At 59.8% G+C, this 14,582-nt stretch carries 12 protein-coding genes and 4 pseudogenes; 13 read left to right on the top strand and 3 right to left on the bottom strand.

Annotation, left to right across the window (positions count from 1 at the left end; translation table 11 throughout):
- Window positions 1-88: 88 nt before the first annotated feature.
- Window positions 89-1,897, bottom strand: coding sequence for an ABC transporter ATP-binding protein (locus ACKZ62_RS14905; protein WP_447096961.1), 1,809 nt, complete (start codon window positions 1,895-1,897; stop codon window positions 89-91).
- Between the two features lie 251 nt (window positions 1,898-2,148).
- Here ACKZ62_RS14905 and ACKZ62_RS14910 point away from each other — a divergent pair, with 251 nt between their 5' ends.
- Entirely contained in the window at window positions 2,149-2,358 is a 210-nt protein-coding gene (locus ACKZ62_RS14910; protein ID WP_447095440.1) for an ATP-binding cassette domain-containing protein, read from the top strand.
- A gap of 37 nt (window positions 2,359-2,395) precedes the next feature.
- Here the strand turns inward: ACKZ62_RS14910 and ACKZ62_RS14915 are convergent, their stop codons facing one another.
- Entirely contained in the window at window positions 2,396-3,331 is a 936-nt protein-coding gene (locus ACKZ62_RS14915) for an AraC-like ligand-binding domain-containing protein (protein ID WP_122753278.1), read from the bottom strand.
- A 364-nt stretch (window positions 3,332-3,695) separates the two neighbouring features.
- Between ACKZ62_RS14915 and ACKZ62_RS14920 the strand changes: the two genes are divergently transcribed.
- From ACKZ62_RS14920 to ACKZ62_RS14970, 11 genes and pseudogenes are all read left to right on the top strand, one after another.
- On the top strand, window positions 3,696-3,857 hold the full coding sequence (locus ACKZ62_RS14920; protein ID WP_447095441.1) for a hypothetical protein: 162 nt from the start codon (window positions 3,696-3,698) through the stop codon (window positions 3,855-3,857).
- Window positions 3,858-3,899: 42 nt separating this feature from the next.
- A complete protein-coding gene (gene oxdA, locus ACKZ62_RS14925; RefSeq protein ID WP_447095442.1) occupies window positions 3,900-4,958 on the top strand; it encodes an aliphatic aldoxime dehydratase in 1,059 nt (352 codons plus the stop codon).
- A gap of 83 nt (window positions 4,959-5,041) precedes the next feature.
- Complete coding sequence (locus ACKZ62_RS14930; RefSeq protein WP_032891456.1) at window positions 5,042-5,908, top strand: transporter; 867 nt, start codon at window positions 5,042-5,044, stop codon at window positions 5,906-5,908.
- Window positions 5,909-6,088: 180 nt separating this feature from the next.
- Window positions 6,089-7,603 carry an amidase gene (locus ACKZ62_RS14935; RefSeq protein WP_447095443.1) on the top strand — a complete coding sequence of 505 codons (1,515 nt, stop codon included), beginning with the start codon at window positions 6,089-6,091 and terminating at the stop codon, window positions 7,601-7,603.
- Between the two features lie 78 nt (window positions 7,604-7,681).
- A complete protein-coding gene (nthA, locus tag ACKZ62_RS14940) occupies window positions 7,682-8,275 on the top strand; it encodes a nitrile hydratase subunit alpha (RefSeq protein ID WP_447095444.1) in 594 nt (197 codons plus the stop codon).
- A gap of 63 nt (window positions 8,276-8,338) precedes the next feature.
- Window positions 8,339-9,001 carry a nitrile hydratase subunit beta gene (nthB, locus tag ACKZ62_RS14945; protein WP_122753275.1) on the top strand — a complete coding sequence of 221 codons (663 nt, stop codon included), beginning with the start codon at window positions 8,339-8,341 and terminating at the stop codon, window positions 8,999-9,001.
- A complete protein-coding gene (locus ACKZ62_RS14950; RefSeq protein WP_447095445.1) occupies window positions 8,998-10,254 on the top strand; it encodes a GTP-binding protein in 1,257 nt (418 codons plus the stop codon). The genes nthB and ACKZ62_RS14950 overlap by 4 nt, the downstream gene beginning before the upstream one ends.
- A 393-nt stretch (window positions 10,255-10,647) precedes the next feature.
- Window positions 10,648-11,271 (top strand): annotated as a pseudogene (locus tag ACKZ62_RS14955) (PAS domain-containing protein); the annotation flags it as partial.
- A gap of 30 nt (window positions 11,272-11,301) precedes the next feature.
- Window positions 11,302-11,556 (top strand): annotated as a pseudogene (locus ACKZ62_RS14960) (methyl-accepting chemotaxis protein); the annotation flags it as partial.
- Window positions 11,557-11,634: 78 nt separating this feature from the next.
- Complete coding sequence (locus ACKZ62_RS14965; RefSeq protein ID WP_032891447.1) at window positions 11,635-13,275, top strand: AMP-binding protein; 1,641 nt, start codon at window positions 11,635-11,637, stop codon at window positions 13,273-13,275.
- Window positions 13,276-13,286: 11 nt separating this feature from the next.
- A complete protein-coding gene (locus ACKZ62_RS14970) occupies window positions 13,287-13,862 on the top strand; it encodes a TetR/AcrR family transcriptional regulator (protein WP_447096962.1) in 576 nt (191 codons plus the stop codon).
- A gap of 57 nt (window positions 13,863-13,919) precedes the next feature.
- Here the strand turns inward: ACKZ62_RS14970 and ACKZ62_RS14975 are convergent.
- Window positions 13,920-14,087: pseudogene (locus tag ACKZ62_RS14975) on the bottom strand (DDE-type integrase/transposase/recombinase); the annotation flags it as partial.
- Between the two features lie 23 nt (window positions 14,088-14,110).
- On the opposite strand from ACKZ62_RS14975, the pseudogene ACKZ62_RS14980 reads away from it, so the two are divergent.
- Window positions 14,111-14,500: pseudogene (locus tag ACKZ62_RS14980) on the top strand (LLM class flavin-dependent oxidoreductase); the annotation flags it as partial.
- Window positions 14,501-14,582: the final 82 nt, after the last annotated feature.

Consider the following 14,582-nt stretch of genomic DNA (forward strand, 5'->3'; position numbering starts at 1 on the left):
CAGCGCTGCGTCGGGGCGCGCAGGGCTTGAGGTGAGAATGTTGGCCTAAAACTTTGAAACAATACGCTTGGCCGGATTGGACGGGGACCTAGCGATACCCCCGCGCCTGAACATCGAACAACTCGGCATAGCGCCCACCCGCTACCATCAGCTGTTGATGGCTGCCCTCCTCCAGGATTCGCCCGCCGTCCAGCACGATGATGTGGTCGGCATTGCGCACGCTGGAGAATCGATGGGAAATCAACAACGTCATGCGGCCCTTGGCGTGTTCGCGAAAGTGCTCGAACACCGCCGCCTCGGCGCCGGCGTCCAGCGCAGCCGTCGGCTCGTCAAGAATCAGCAGATCCGCCTCCTGGCGCATATACGCGCGTGACAAGGCGACTTTCTGCCATTGCCCACCCGACAACTCCTGGCCGCCAAGCCAGCGCCCTAACTGTGTGCCGTAGGCCCTGCTCAGGCGCTCGATGAATTCGGCGGCCACCCCCAGGGTGGCGGCCGTGCGCCAGCGCGCCTCATCATTCAGCGCATCGACGTCACCCACTCCAAGGTTCTCGCCGACGGTCATCTGGTAGCGGATGTAATCCTGGAAAATCACCCCAATGCGCTGGCGCAGTGTCTGTTCATCCCAGTCTTGCAAGTCGCTGCCATCCAGCAGAATGCGCCCCTCGTGCGGGGTATACAGGCGCGTGAGCAGTTTGATCAGGCTGGTTTTGCCCGAGCCATTCTCGCCCACCAGGGCCAGGCTTTGCCCAGGCGCCAAATGCAGGTTGATGTCAGTCAATGCCTGCCGCTCAGCGCCGGGGTAACTGAACCCTACGTGCTCGCAGCGCAGACCGTCGCCGGGACGCGCGCCCTGGGTAAGGCGGCCACTCGGCACGACCACAGGGGTTAGCAGGTACTCATAAAGGTCCGACAGAAACAGACTGTCGTCATACAGGCCGGCAATCGCGCTGAGGCTGGCGGTGATCGCGCTTTGCCCCTGCTTGAACAGCACGATGTACATGGTCATCTGTCCCAGGGTGGTCTGGCCGCGCACGGTGTCCAGCACCACCCAGGCGTAAGCCACATAAAACGCCGCGGTGCCCAGCAGTCCCAGGGCAAAGCCCCAGGCATCCCGACGGACCGTCAACTGGCGGTCCTCGCTGTACAAGCGCCGGGCGTTGTCGCGGTAGCGCTTGAGGAACAGCGGCGCCAGGCCGAACAGCTTGACCTCTTTGGCATGGGTCTCGTGGGACAGCAGCGATTCCAGGTAATTCTGCTGACGGGTCTCGGGCGCGCGCCGGTGGAACAGGCGAAACGCATTGCCCGAGAAATGCGTCTCGGCGAAGAACACCGGTAAGGCGCCGACCACCAGAATCACCAGCGCCCACGGCGAAAAGTGCACTAACAGCACGGCAAAGCTGATCAGCGCGATCAGGTTCTGCACGAGCCCCAGGCCCTTGGTGACCAGGCTCAGCGGCCGTGTCGAGGCGCCCTGACGCACGCGCACCAGCTTGTCGTGGAACTCGGCGTCTTCAAATTGCAGGAGTGAGAGGGTCTGGGCTTTCTCCAGAATCATCAGGTTGACCTTCACCCCCAACTGCACCCGCAGCAACGATTGCTGCATTGACAACGCGCGCTGGGCGGCGGCCAGCAGCGCCAACACGCCCGCCTCGGCCAGCACGTACTGCATCACTGGCCACACGGGCGCCTGGCTGCCGGCTGCATGAATCTGCATCGCGTGCACCACGCCATCGACAATACGCTGGCCGATCCAGGCAGCCAGCGCAGGCAACAGACCGGCAACGATGGTGGCCAGCAGCAGGCCTATGAATAAGGGACGCGAAGTCCCCCACACCAGCTTCAGTGCCCTGCGCGCCTGGATGGAAAACGCGCTCAATCGATTGAACAGCACCATGAATGGCATGGACTCCGTGTGGGGGCTGGGGTGAGATGGGCGGATTATGACAGGCGATGACGTTGCGCACATCCAACGGCGAGGCGACAGGGGCAAGTGGTGGAGCAAGGGGCAACCACGGCAGATTCTCGGCGCGCCGCAGCATGACTCCACCCGCGCCTTGATCGCCGCCGCGCCGGCGCTCGCCAAGCGCCGCCAGCCACTGGCCCGACCGGACCCGACGCAGCCGCCGATCCGGCAACTGCAAAACGTTGGCAAGACGTTCGCGCGGCCCAAGGTCAGGGCGAAAACGCGACCTTTGTGGCGTTGGAGGACTGAACCTGCAGGTCTACCCCGGGCGGACCCTGGCGATTGTCGGCGAGTCCGGCTCAGGCAAAAGCACCGCGCTGCGCATCGCCCTCGGCCTGGAAAAACCCAGCCGCGGGTGGGTGTGGTTCGAGCAACAGGACGTCACCGAGTAAGCACCCCTTTTCTCAACGATTTGCTACCCCGGCAATTTCAATTGCGGCGTAACAGCGTATTCGGCGCCACACCAAATGCCTTGCGAAACGCATGGCTGAAATGGGAAAAGTCAGAAAACCCGAAGTCCAGCGCCGCCTCGGACACGCTGCGTACCTGGCCGCGCTCAATCGCTTCTCGACTGGCATTCAGGCGCTCTTTCCAAATCTCTGCAACGGGGGTTTTCTGGTAGCGTGCGAAGGCCCGTGTAACGGTTCGGGTGGACACATTGTGGGCTTTGGCGATGGCTTCAATCGACAGGTCCGGCTCGGTCAAGTGTCGTTGGATGTACTTCATGATGCGGCCGTAGAGGTCCATCTCCTGGTGGCTTGTTTTCAGGTCCTGGAGTTCCAGGCTGATCACAAGCAGATCAAGCAACGTACTTGAGTAACGATTCGAGATGCGCTCATCCTGCAGCGACGCAGGCGTGCTCGCGGCCTGATGCAGCATTTCGCGTAAGGGAACTACGCCGGGACGCCGGTCGTCGAGGACCATCGCGGTGTACTCGGCAATACGCGGCAGGCGCTCGGTGAGCAACGCTCTGGGAATACGGATCAAGTGGTTTTCGGTACCACCCAGGCTGAAGCGAAACGCCTGAGTTGCGTCATAAAGAAACAAATTGCCAGTTGCCAGGCTGGCTTTTCTTGAGCCTTGTTCTATTTGCCCATGACCATTTCGAGCGAAACCCAACCATAAATCTTCGGCCGGACCGCTGCGCAGGTGCTGCTCGGAACGCTCCCAGTAGTGCAGCGGCGAAGACAGCGAGCAGATGTCCAATTCGCCGACTGTATTAACGGTGAGCGAGCCATCAAAGCTGCTCTGGGACAAGGGTTTGCTATCGGCGGCCAGGCAGTGGCGACAGACCACTTCTTTCCAATAATCAAACCGACGTGGTGCCGGAACAGCAAGGGTCGAATACTGAGAGCTTGGGTTCATGACACTGACCTCGACAACGATGCAAGAGGCGCTGGCGACGTTGTAACGTGCGACCAATTTTCAGCTATGAAAGGCAATTAACAGGCCAAGCGCAGTAGCAGGCCTGCTTGAGTACGCTGCCATGTGATGTCCCTCGCGACTTTCGGCAGCCTTCGGAGGCTGTCGCACGGTGCAGCCATCACCATTTAAGGGCATCGCACGTCACTCGGTCGGCTCACGCGCACCAGCGCGGATCACGGGTGAACGTCAGCCTCAGCCTTGTCTTTTCCAACCAAATGGTTGTCTCGCCGAACAAAGCGCCCCCTCCTCGCCCAGCCTAATTTCCACCTCACAGCAGCTCATTCATCCGCTGATGAGGCACGCCATGCATCGACACGACTTAAAACGATTGGCTGATTCCTCCTGGCTTCTGCAGAGGCGCGACCTTGCGCCTGAAGAGTCGGCTTATTGGTTGATTGAATGGAGTGCCATGCAGCTGCTGCAGCGACGGCAGATCGCCAAGCGCGACCAGCCACCGACGCGCTGACGCCCAACCGTAGGCCTGAACGAAAATAACGAGGAGCTCAAGATGGAATCTGCAATCGACACACATCTCAAATGCCCGCGCACCCTGTCCCGCCGTGTACCGGACGAGTATCAACCGCCGTTCCCTATGTGGGTCGCACGCGCTGACGAGCAACTGGAACAAGTGGTGATGGCCTATCTTGGCGTGCAATATCGCGGCGATGCCCAGCGCGAGCCTGCATTGCAGGCAATGCGTCACATCGTCAGCAGTTTCAGCCTGCCAGATGGCCCGCAGACTTACGATTTGACCCACCACACCGACAGCAGCGGCTTTGATAATTTGATTGTGGTCGGGTACTGGAAAGACCCGGGCGCCCACTGTCGCTGGTTGCGTTCCCCCCCAGTGAATGACTGGTGGAGTTCGGCGGATCGGCTCGGTGAAAGCCTTGGTTATTTCCGCGAAATCACCGCGCCGCGCACCGAGCAGTTCGAGACGTTGTACGCGTTCCAGGAGAACCTGCCCGGTGTCGGCGCGGTAATGGATACGACCAGCGGAGAGATCGAAGAGCACGGTTACTGGGGTTCAATGCGCGACCGTTTCCCGATCTCCCAGACGGATTGGATGAATCCCACGAGCGAGCTACAGGTGATCGCGGGTGACCCGACCCAGGGCGGACGGGTCCTGGTCCTGGGGCATGACAACCTCACACTGATTCGCTCCGGCCAGGACTGGGCGGATGCCGAGGCAGAGGAGCGCTCACTCTACATCGACGAAATCTTGCCGACGTTGCAGGACGGCATGGACTTCCTGCGTGACAACGGCCAGCCGTTGGGCTGCTACAGCAACAGGTTCGTGCGCAATATCGACCTGGACGGCAACTTTCTCGACCTGAGCTACAACATCGGTCACTGGCGCTCGGTTGAGAAACTCGAACGCTGGGCTGAGTCTCACCCGACTCACCTGCGTATTTTCGTGACGTTTTTCCGCGTGGCCGCAGGTTTGAAGAAGTTAAGGCTGTACCACGAAGTGTCCGTGTCGGACGCCAAGAGCCAGGTATTCGAGTACATCAACTGTCACTCGCAGACCGGTATGTTGCGCGACGCGCTGCCACCAACGACCTGAGCGCCATCGGCGTTTACCTCCCCAACTTCTGCCGCCTTGCCACCCTCCTCGGGTGGCCGGTCTCCCTGTGCGAGGAATAAATGATGAATAAGATCCGCCTGTTGACGCTCTCTACTCTGTTGCCCGTGCTTCACGCCAACGCCGGTGAAGTAGCGCCCGGCGATTATGAGCAATATCCGGTCGGCGCTACGATCGGGGCGATTTACTACCAGCACGCCACCACGGATTCGGCTTATAGCAACGGACACAAGGTCAGCTCTGACTTCAACGTGAGCTCTGACGTCGGCATCCTGCGTCTACTGCATGTCTACGCACTCTCTGACACCGTCACCATCGACCCGCAATTTCTTTTGCCTTTCGGACACGTCTCCAGCGCAGGTGACGCCTCAGCGCTGGGCAGTACTCGCGGCGTTGGCGACTTGATCCTCACCGCACCGGTCAAATGGCGGTTCAACGAAGCCCGCGACACCCTCAGCATCGCCCCCTACCTGTATGTGCCTACTGGTACGTATGACAAGGAGGACGCGCTCAATCTCGGAGAGAACCGCTGGAAATTCGAACTGCAGAGTGCGTACGTCAAACACTTCACAGAAAAATGGGCGATGGACCTGGTTGGCGGTGCTACCTGGTATGGCGACAACACTGATTACGGCGCAAATGCAGACCGTATGAAGCAGGACGTTTCCTACGCAGCACAGATCATGGGGCGTTACATGCCAGACGCCAGCACCGCATTTGGTATCGGCTTCGGGCGTACCTGGGGGGGCGAGACGAACATTGAGCACGTCAATCAGGATAACGAGTTGGGCACCACCAACTTTCGTCTCACCGCGACCAAATTCGTCACCCCCCAAGACCAGATTCAACTGCAGTTGGGCAAGGACCTTTCGGTGGACAACGGCACCAAGGAAGACTTCCGCATGAACCTGCGTTATGCGCGCATTTTTTAACCCAAGGATCTGCGACCGCGTGCCCTTTACGCCTTTGCACAGCGGTGTCCGGCTCAGCCAAGTCGATGTCTTTCTCAACCAAGCCTGCGACTTGAGGCGCGGACTATCTTGAGCGCCAGGCCCACTGAATTTGATGAGCCGCAGCGCTCTTCGGCCACTTACGATAAGGACAGCCCAACCATGCCAATTGTTCGCCCCACCCTTGAACAGCTATTGGATGTATCGACCAGCCTGCACATGCAGATAAGTGCGGAGCAAGCCCATGAATACCTGGCTCTTATGCAGTCAAGCTTCGACGCTTATGACCTGATTGACGAGCTGCCTGACTTCATTCCGCCGGTACGTTACGAACGCAGCTCGGGCTATCGACCCTCGACTGCACACAACCCACTCAACGCCTGGTACTACCGAACGGAAGTCAGCGGCGCCCGCGAAGGCAAGTTGGCGAATAAAACCGTCGCACTCAAGGACAATATTTCACTCGCTGGCGTACCGATGATGAATGGTGCAAAGCCCCTTGAAGGCTTCGTTCCCTCATTCGATGCCACCGTTGTCTCCCGCTTGCTGGATGCCGGCGCAACCATCCTCGGCAAGGCAACATGCGAGCATTACTGCCTATCCGGTGGTAGTCACACCTCCGATCCGGCGCCGGTGCACAACCCCTATCGCCACGGATTTGCCTCGGGTGGGTCGTCTTCCGGCAGCGCAGCACTGGTTGCCGCGGGCGAGGTCGACCTGGCAGTCGGCGGTGACCAGGGCGGGTCAATCCGGATTCCTTCCGCATTCTGCGGCACTTACGGAATGAAGCCGACCCACGGACTGGTGCCTTACACCGGGATCATGGCCATTGAGGCGACTATCGATCATGCCGGCCCCATCACGGCAAACGTACGGGACAACGCCTTGATGCTGGAGGTCATGGCGGGAGCGGATGGGCTCGACCCGCGACAAGCCGCGCCCCAGGTCGACGCTTACAGTGATTACCTGGAGCGCGGTGTAAGCGGGCTGAGGATCGGCGTCCTGCGCGAAGGCTTTGAACTGCCCAACCAGGATCCGCGTGTCGCCTCGTCTGTGCGCAATGCCATCGACGCATTTACACGGATGGGCGCGCACGTCGAAGAGGTGTCAGTGCCTGAGCACAAGATTGCCGGTTCGCTGTGGCACCCCATCGGCTGTGAGGGCCTGATGATGCAGATGATGCACGGCAATGGGGCCGGCTTTAACTGGCAAGGGCTATATGACCTCGGGTTGCTGGACAAACAAGCCGGATGGCGCGATCAGGCGAATGACCTGTCCGCCTCTCTCAAGCTGTGCATGTTCGTCGGGCAATACGGTCTGGAGCGCTACAACGGTCGCTTCTACGCCAAGGCACAAAACCTCAGGCGCCTGGCACGCTCCGGGTATGACGCCGCATTGGCGCGCTATGACCTGCTGGTGATGCCCACCGTGCCGATCATTGCCCAACCCCACCCGGAGCCCGGTTGCTCGATCACCGAGTACGTGGCCCGAGCGCTGGAAATGATCGGCAATGCCTCCGCACAGGACATCACTGGCCATCCGGCCATGTCGATTCCCTGCGGCCTGGTAGACGGTTTACCTGTCGGGCTGATGCTAGTGGGCAAACACTATGCCGAAGGCACGATTTACCAGGCTGCAGCGGCTTTCGAGGCATCGGTTGACTGGAAAAACAGCTAGTAGCCGATGCGTCCCATGCAGCGCAAAAGAATAAGCCGCCGGGCGCTGCCTAGAAGCTCAACGATGAGGAACCAACTGATGACCACACCTGAAATAAAACCATCAACCCCGGGTGAGCGAGCACAGGCGTTACTGCAAGTGCTCAAACAAAAAGACCTGATCCCCGACGGTTACATCGAGCACATGACACAGCTCATGGCACACGAATGGAGCCCGCAGAACGGTGCTCGGGTAGTGGCCAAGGCATGGGTGGACCCGCAGTTTCGCGAACTGCTGCTCAAGGACGGTACCGCTGCGTGCGCCCAATTTGGCTATACCGGCCCGCAGGGTGAATACATTGTTGCGCTGGAAGACACGCCCAGCGTGAAAAACGTGATTGTGTGCAGCCTGTGCTCCTGCACCAATTGGCCCGTCCTGGGCTTGCCGCCGGAGTGGTACAAGGGCTTCGAGTTCCGCGCCCGACTGGTTCGCGAAGGGCGCACCGTGCTACGGGAGCTGGGCATGGAGCTGCCGGACGGGGTCTCCATCAAGGTGTGGGACACCAGCGCCGAAAGCCGCTATCTGGTGCTGCCTCTGCGGCCAAAGGGCAGCGAATCCATGGATGAAGAGGCGCTTCGAAAATTGATTACCAAGGATGTCCTTATTGGCGTGGCGCTACCGTACGTCGCGTAACCGGGGTGCTTTGTTTCTTTCAATTTTCATTCTCTATTCATTCTCTATTAAGAGGTATCCACGATGGATGGCTTTCACGATCTCGGCGGTTTCCAAGGCTTTGGCAAAGTCCCTCACACCATCAACAGTCTGAGCTACCAACCCGTGTTCAAGCAGGACTGGGAGCACCTGGCGTACAGCTTGATGTTTATCGGTGCCGATCACTTGAAGAAGTTCAGCGTGGACGAAGTGCGCCACGCCGTCGAGCGACTGGACGTGCGTCAGCATGTCGGCACCCAGTACTACGAACGCTATGTCATCGCTACCGCCACCCTGCTGGTCGAAACCGGCGTCATCACCCAGGCGGAGCTCGATCAGGCCCTGGGTTCTCACTTCAAGCTGGCGAATCCCGCGCATGCGCAGGGCCGCCCGGCGGTCACTGGCCGACCGCCTTTTGAAGTCGGCGACCGGGTAGTCGTGCGCAACGAGTATGTAGCCGGGCATACCCGCATGCCGGCCTATGTTCGCGGCAAGGAAGGTGTGGTCCTCCACCGGACTTCAGAAAAATGGCCTTTTCCGGACGCCATTGGTCATGGCGACTTGAACGCTGCGCATCAGCCAACCTACCACGTCGAGTTTCGCGTGAAAGACCTGTGGGGGGATGCGGCCGATGAAGGTTTTGTGGTGGTCGACCTGTTCGAAAGCTACTTGGACAAGGCCGCCAGCTCACATGCGGTGAACGTATGATTGACGGCGCCCAGGCGAGCCGACTGCCGGTGACCGTGCTTTCTGGTTTCCTCGGCGCCGGCAAAACCACCCTGCTCAATCATATCTTGCGCAATCGCGACGGCCTGAGAGTGGCAGTCATCGTCAATGATATGAGCGACGTCAACATTGATGCCGAAGAGGTGCAGCGCGACGTGGCGCTGCACCGTGGTCGAGATGAGTTGATCGAGATGAGCAATGGATGTATCTGCTGCACGCTGCGCGCCGATTTGCTCGAACAGATCAGTGCCCTGGCACGCCAGCAACGTTTTGACTACCTGCTCATTGAGTCCACGGGAATCTCCGAGCCGATGCCGGTTGCCGAGACGTTCGCATTTCTTGACGCACAAGGCTTCAGCCTCAGCGAACTGGCGCGGCTCGATACCTTGGTGACGGTGGTCGATGGCAGTCGTTTTCAGACGTTGCTCGAATCGCCGGATATCGTGGCGCGCGACGACGCACAAGCGGACACACCCAAACGCCATCTGGCAGATCTGCTGATTGAGCAGGTGGAGTACGCCAACGTCATTCTCGTCAACAAACTGGACCTGATCGACGAGCCCGGTTATCAGGCCGTGCACGCGGTCCTCACCGGCCTTAACCCGACCGCGCGGATCATGCCGATGACACACGGCAACGTTGAGCTATCAGGCATTCTCGGTACCCATCTGTTTGATTTACCCAGCCTGGCTGCATCACCCGGCTGGATGAAAAAAATGCAGGCCGACGACACACCGGCCTCCGAGTCGGACACCTATGGCGTGACGTCATGGGTGTACCGCGAGCGTGCCCCCTTTCACCCACAGCGATTACTCGATTTTCTGCAACGCCCCTGGCGCAACGGGCGGCTGTTGCGTAGCAAGGGTTACTTCTGGCTCGCCAGCCGGCACCTGGAAACCGGCCTGCTGGTGCACAGCGGCAGGCAGTTCCAGTGGGACTATGTCGGGCACTGGTGGAACTTCATCGAGCAGTCGCAATGGCCGCGGGATGAATATCGGTTGCGAAGCATCATGACCAAGTGGGACAGCATTGTCGGTGATTGCCGGCAGGAGTTGGTCTTTATCGGCCAGGATCTGGATACCCACGTGTTACAGCGCGCCCTCGACGACTGCCTGCTGAGTGCCCAGGAAATAGCCGCCGGCCCATCAGCCTGGCAAACGCTGCCGGGAGCGAAAGTCTTTGACGCCCAGGCCTTATCGGCCCCGATGCAGTCCTTGCAGGCTGTTCCCATTTGACCGAGGTAGAGGTGCCCCATGCTCTTTTTCAGCCGAACCACACGCCGGGTATTGGCGCAGCTCGCCGACCGACTGGAGCAGCCTGATCAGGCGAGCACGCCATTGTCGTCGAACAACCGGTTGGTGCGCCGCATCCTGGCAAGCGTCGAGCGACTGCTGCAAGAGCGGCAAGCCGTTAAGGAGCAGGCCTGCGCACTGACGTTTCGCGTCAGCCAACTGGAACAGCACCTGGCCTGCCGTGACACGCTGTTGCGGCAATGGGAGGCGCGCTGGGTACTGATCACACAGGGCGCAGATGAACTGTTCTGGGAACTGGAGCTGGATGGAACCGCTGCTCCTGGGCCGGAATGTTCAATGACGTGGACGGGGCCAGCGTCGAACCAGGCCCAGGCTATGAATCAGCTCGGCGCGTGGAGTGAACAGTTGCACCCGGATGACCGGCAAGTGCATCTGGCAGCGCTCGCCAGGCACCTTGCTGATCGCAGCGGGCGGACGGCATTTGCGCTCCAGGTGCGGATGAAACCTGCTCCCGGCGATGACTATCGCTGGTGCAGCATAAGCGGTGCCTCGCGTCGCGATGCGCAAGGCGCAGCGCTCTGCATCGCTGGGACCGTACGTGACATTCATGACCAGTACCTGCACAACGAGGCGCTCGAACTGGCGGCCACACGTTTCGACATTTCCCGGGAAATGCTGCATGACGGGCTTTGGGATATCGAGGTTGTAGCAGGCGACCCAGCGAACCCGAAAAATACCATTTGGTGGTCTTCGCAAATGCGCCGACTGCTGGGATGCAACACCGTTGAGGAGTTCCCCAACACCCTGGAAAGCTGGACCTCGCGCTTGCATCCCGACGATAGCGCGCGGGCCATCGGCGCATTCGTCGCCCATGTGGACGACCGCAGCGGCAAGACGCCGTTCGATGTGGATTATCGACTCAAACATAAAAACGGTACTTACCGCTGGTTTCGCGGTCGTGGGCAAACGCGCCGCGCGCAGGACGGCTCCCCGCAACGGGTGGTGGGTGCCATCACCGACATACATGCCCACCATGAAGAAAGCACGATGCGCGAGGCGCAGGCGCAACAACATCGGGTGATGCAGGAAACCCTCACCAAGCTGACGCAGATTGTTGCCACCATTCAGGGCATTGCCAGCCAGACCAACCTGCTGGCGTTGAATGCCGCCATTGAGGCGGCGCGAGCAGGCGAAGCCGGTCGCGGGTTTGCAGTGGTCGCCGATGAAGTGCGCAAGCTAGCCACGCGGACCAGCCAGGCGACCCAGCAAGCCGCAGAGATGATGGACAACTAGCAACATCCCTGCGCCTGCGCGGCTTGCGTGGGTGTAGGGCAAATTCCAACAATAATAATCAGGTACGTTATGCGCGATTACGACTCAGCAGTGTCAACCTTCGACTATCTACAACTGGCTGCTCAAGACTTGCACGGCGAACCGGGAGCCTTGAACGCCTGCATCGAGTGCTGCGACCGGCACGCTCATGGCAATGCCGTGGCGCTGTACTGCGAAACGCGGGATGGTCGCGCCACGCACTACACGTTCAGCGAACTGCAGGTGCACGCTGCGCGCTTTGCCAACTTTCTGCGAGCGCAAGGGGTACAGCCGGGAGATCGTGTCGCCGGACTCATGCCACGCACCGTTGAACTGGTGATTACTATCCTCGGGACCTGGCGCATCGGTGCGGTCTACCAACCTCTCTTTACCGCATTCGGGCCCAAGGCGATCGAGCAGCGATTGGATTGCTCCGGGGCACGCTGGATCGTGACCGATGCCCACAATCGTCCCAAGCTGGATGACATTCCCGACTGCCCTCGCGTCATCGTGACAGACGGCACCCCACAGCACCCGAGCGATTACGGTTTCTGGGACGCCCTCGGGCGCCAACAGGCCGACTGCACGCCTGAGCTGCTGGACGCGAGTGCGCCTTTCCTGCTGATGTGTACCTCGGGCACTACAGGACCTGCCAAGCCGCTTGAGGTGCCTTTGAGCGCCATTCTGGCCTTCAAAAGTTATATGCGCGATTCAATCGACTTGCGCGAAGACGACCATTTCTGGAACCTCGCCGACCCCGGCTGGGCCTATGGCTTGTATTACGCAGTGACCGGGCCACTGGCGTGCGGCCGAGCCACGCTGTTCCATGACGGCCCTTTCACCGTGGAAAGCACCTGCCGGATTATCGCCAAGTATGCGATCAGCAACCTGGCCGGTTCGCCCACGGCCTATCGCCTGCTGATTGCTGCCGGGGCCGAGTTCGCCGACGCCGTGCGTGGCCAGTTGCGTATCGTCAGCAGCGCCGGGGAACCGCTCAACCCGCAAGTCATCCGTTGGTTCGCCGAACAGCTCGGGGTGGTCATTCACGACCATTACGGCCAAACCGAAATTGGCATGGTGCTGTGCAATCACCATGGGCTACGCCATCCGGTACGTGAGGGTTCTGCCGGTTATGCGGTGCCCGGGTACCGGATTGTCGTGCTGGATGATGCGCATCGGGAACTACCGACGGCTCAGCCGGGCGTACTGGCGGTGGATCGCGCGCGCTCGCCCCTGTGCTGGTTCAATGGCTACTTTCACATGCCCACCAAGGCGTTTGTCGACCGTTACTACTTAAGCGGCGATATCGTTGAGCTCAATGAGGACGGCAGTATCAGCTTTGTAGGCCGTAACGACGATGTGATCACCACGTCCGGCTACCGCGTGGGGCCTTTCGATGTCGAGAGCGCGCTGATCGAGCATCCGGCAGTCGTCGAAGCCGCGGTGATCGGCAAGCCCGACCCGCAACGCACCGAGCTGATCAAGGCGTTTGTGGTGCTGAACCGTCAGTACCTGCCCAGTGCCGAGTTGGCGGAAGCTCTGCGTCTGCATGTCAAACAGCGCTTGGCCGCGCATGCGTACCCACGGGAAATCGAGTTCGTCGAACAACTGCCCAAGACCCCGAGTGGCAAGTTGCAGCGGTTCATTCTGCGCAACCAGGAAATTGCCAAACAGCAGGCACTCGACACATGACTCACGGGCGTATGGTTCCCACGCTGAGCCGCTCGGAGTTTCAGCGCAAAGCCCTGGAGCTGTTCAAGGAGCGTAGTTTCAGCCAGGTCAGCATGCGGGAATTGGCGGCGCATGTTGGAATCAGCCCGGGAGCGATTTATCACCATGTAGAGAGCAAGGAAGCAATGCTGTTTGAATGGCTGACAGAGCTCTATCAGGCGCTGTTGTCGCACGTCGACCTGATCAAAACCCGAAGATTGACGCCCGCGCAGCGCCTGACAAAACTGATCGAAGGCCATCTTAAATTGCATGAACAGATGACCGGGCACTTCAAGTTAGCGGTCATGGATGCCAATTGCCTGGGCGCTCCGATGCAGGCACGCGTTGAGCGATTGAGGCTAGCCTATGAGTCAGAAATCATGAAGTTGGTCGGCCAGTTGGGCCATCAACCCGGCGGCCCGTTGCGCGAGGGGGCGCTTACTGCGATTTTGCCCATGCTCAACAGCCTACCCATATGGCTGAGCCCGAAGGTTGATAACAGCCAGCGTCGGCTTATTACAAAGACCATCGCCGATGCGGTAATTCACGCAATAAACGCCCTACCTTGAGTGCCCCTGCCCTGCTCTGGATTTCAAACCTGATGCCCATCATGGCGTGGAAAGCCGCTTCTGCGTCGGCGCATTGTCCCAACAGTTTCCACGACGACTCATGCTTTGGCGCATGCGGTAACGCCAAAGCCGTTGACGAAACTGGCGATTGCCCTATTGCGAGCCTTGATCCGAGTGCAATAACAATCCTTGAGGCCTGCCCCGCTGCTTGTAAGCTCGGCCGAGCACGATTCCTTATCAGCGGCATCGAGGGTTCAGCAAGCGTCGATCAGTTGAGCTCAGGTCGCATGATTCTGGGGGAGGCTTCCGGCGATCGTCCGATAGAGTTTTCGGCTTTTGGCGTCGATCCCGAAAGACGCGGAGAAATCTTTCGAGAGCACTACGAGGTGATTTGCCGACCCCACAGCACAAGTTTTGAGCCCATCCACTGGAGCGCTGTTGAAATGCGCGGCGCAGACCTGATTCCTAAACCCACCACCTAACACCTTCCAATGCTCGTGACCGGCGATAGTCGCCAGTCACTGGATTGGATCGCGCGCGCGAGCACCGGATGGGTCAATTACCCACGCATACCGAACATGCAGCGGCTGGTCGTGGAAGTTTGGCGGCTGGACGTCATGAAGCAATGTAGTTCCGTCTAGAGGCCCTTCACTCAGTCGCATTACACTGACCTCGATCAGAATCCGTTGAAGTGTAGTTCAGGACAACCGGCGTCGTCTG

The organism is Pseudomonas sivasensis, assembly GCF_052938085.1.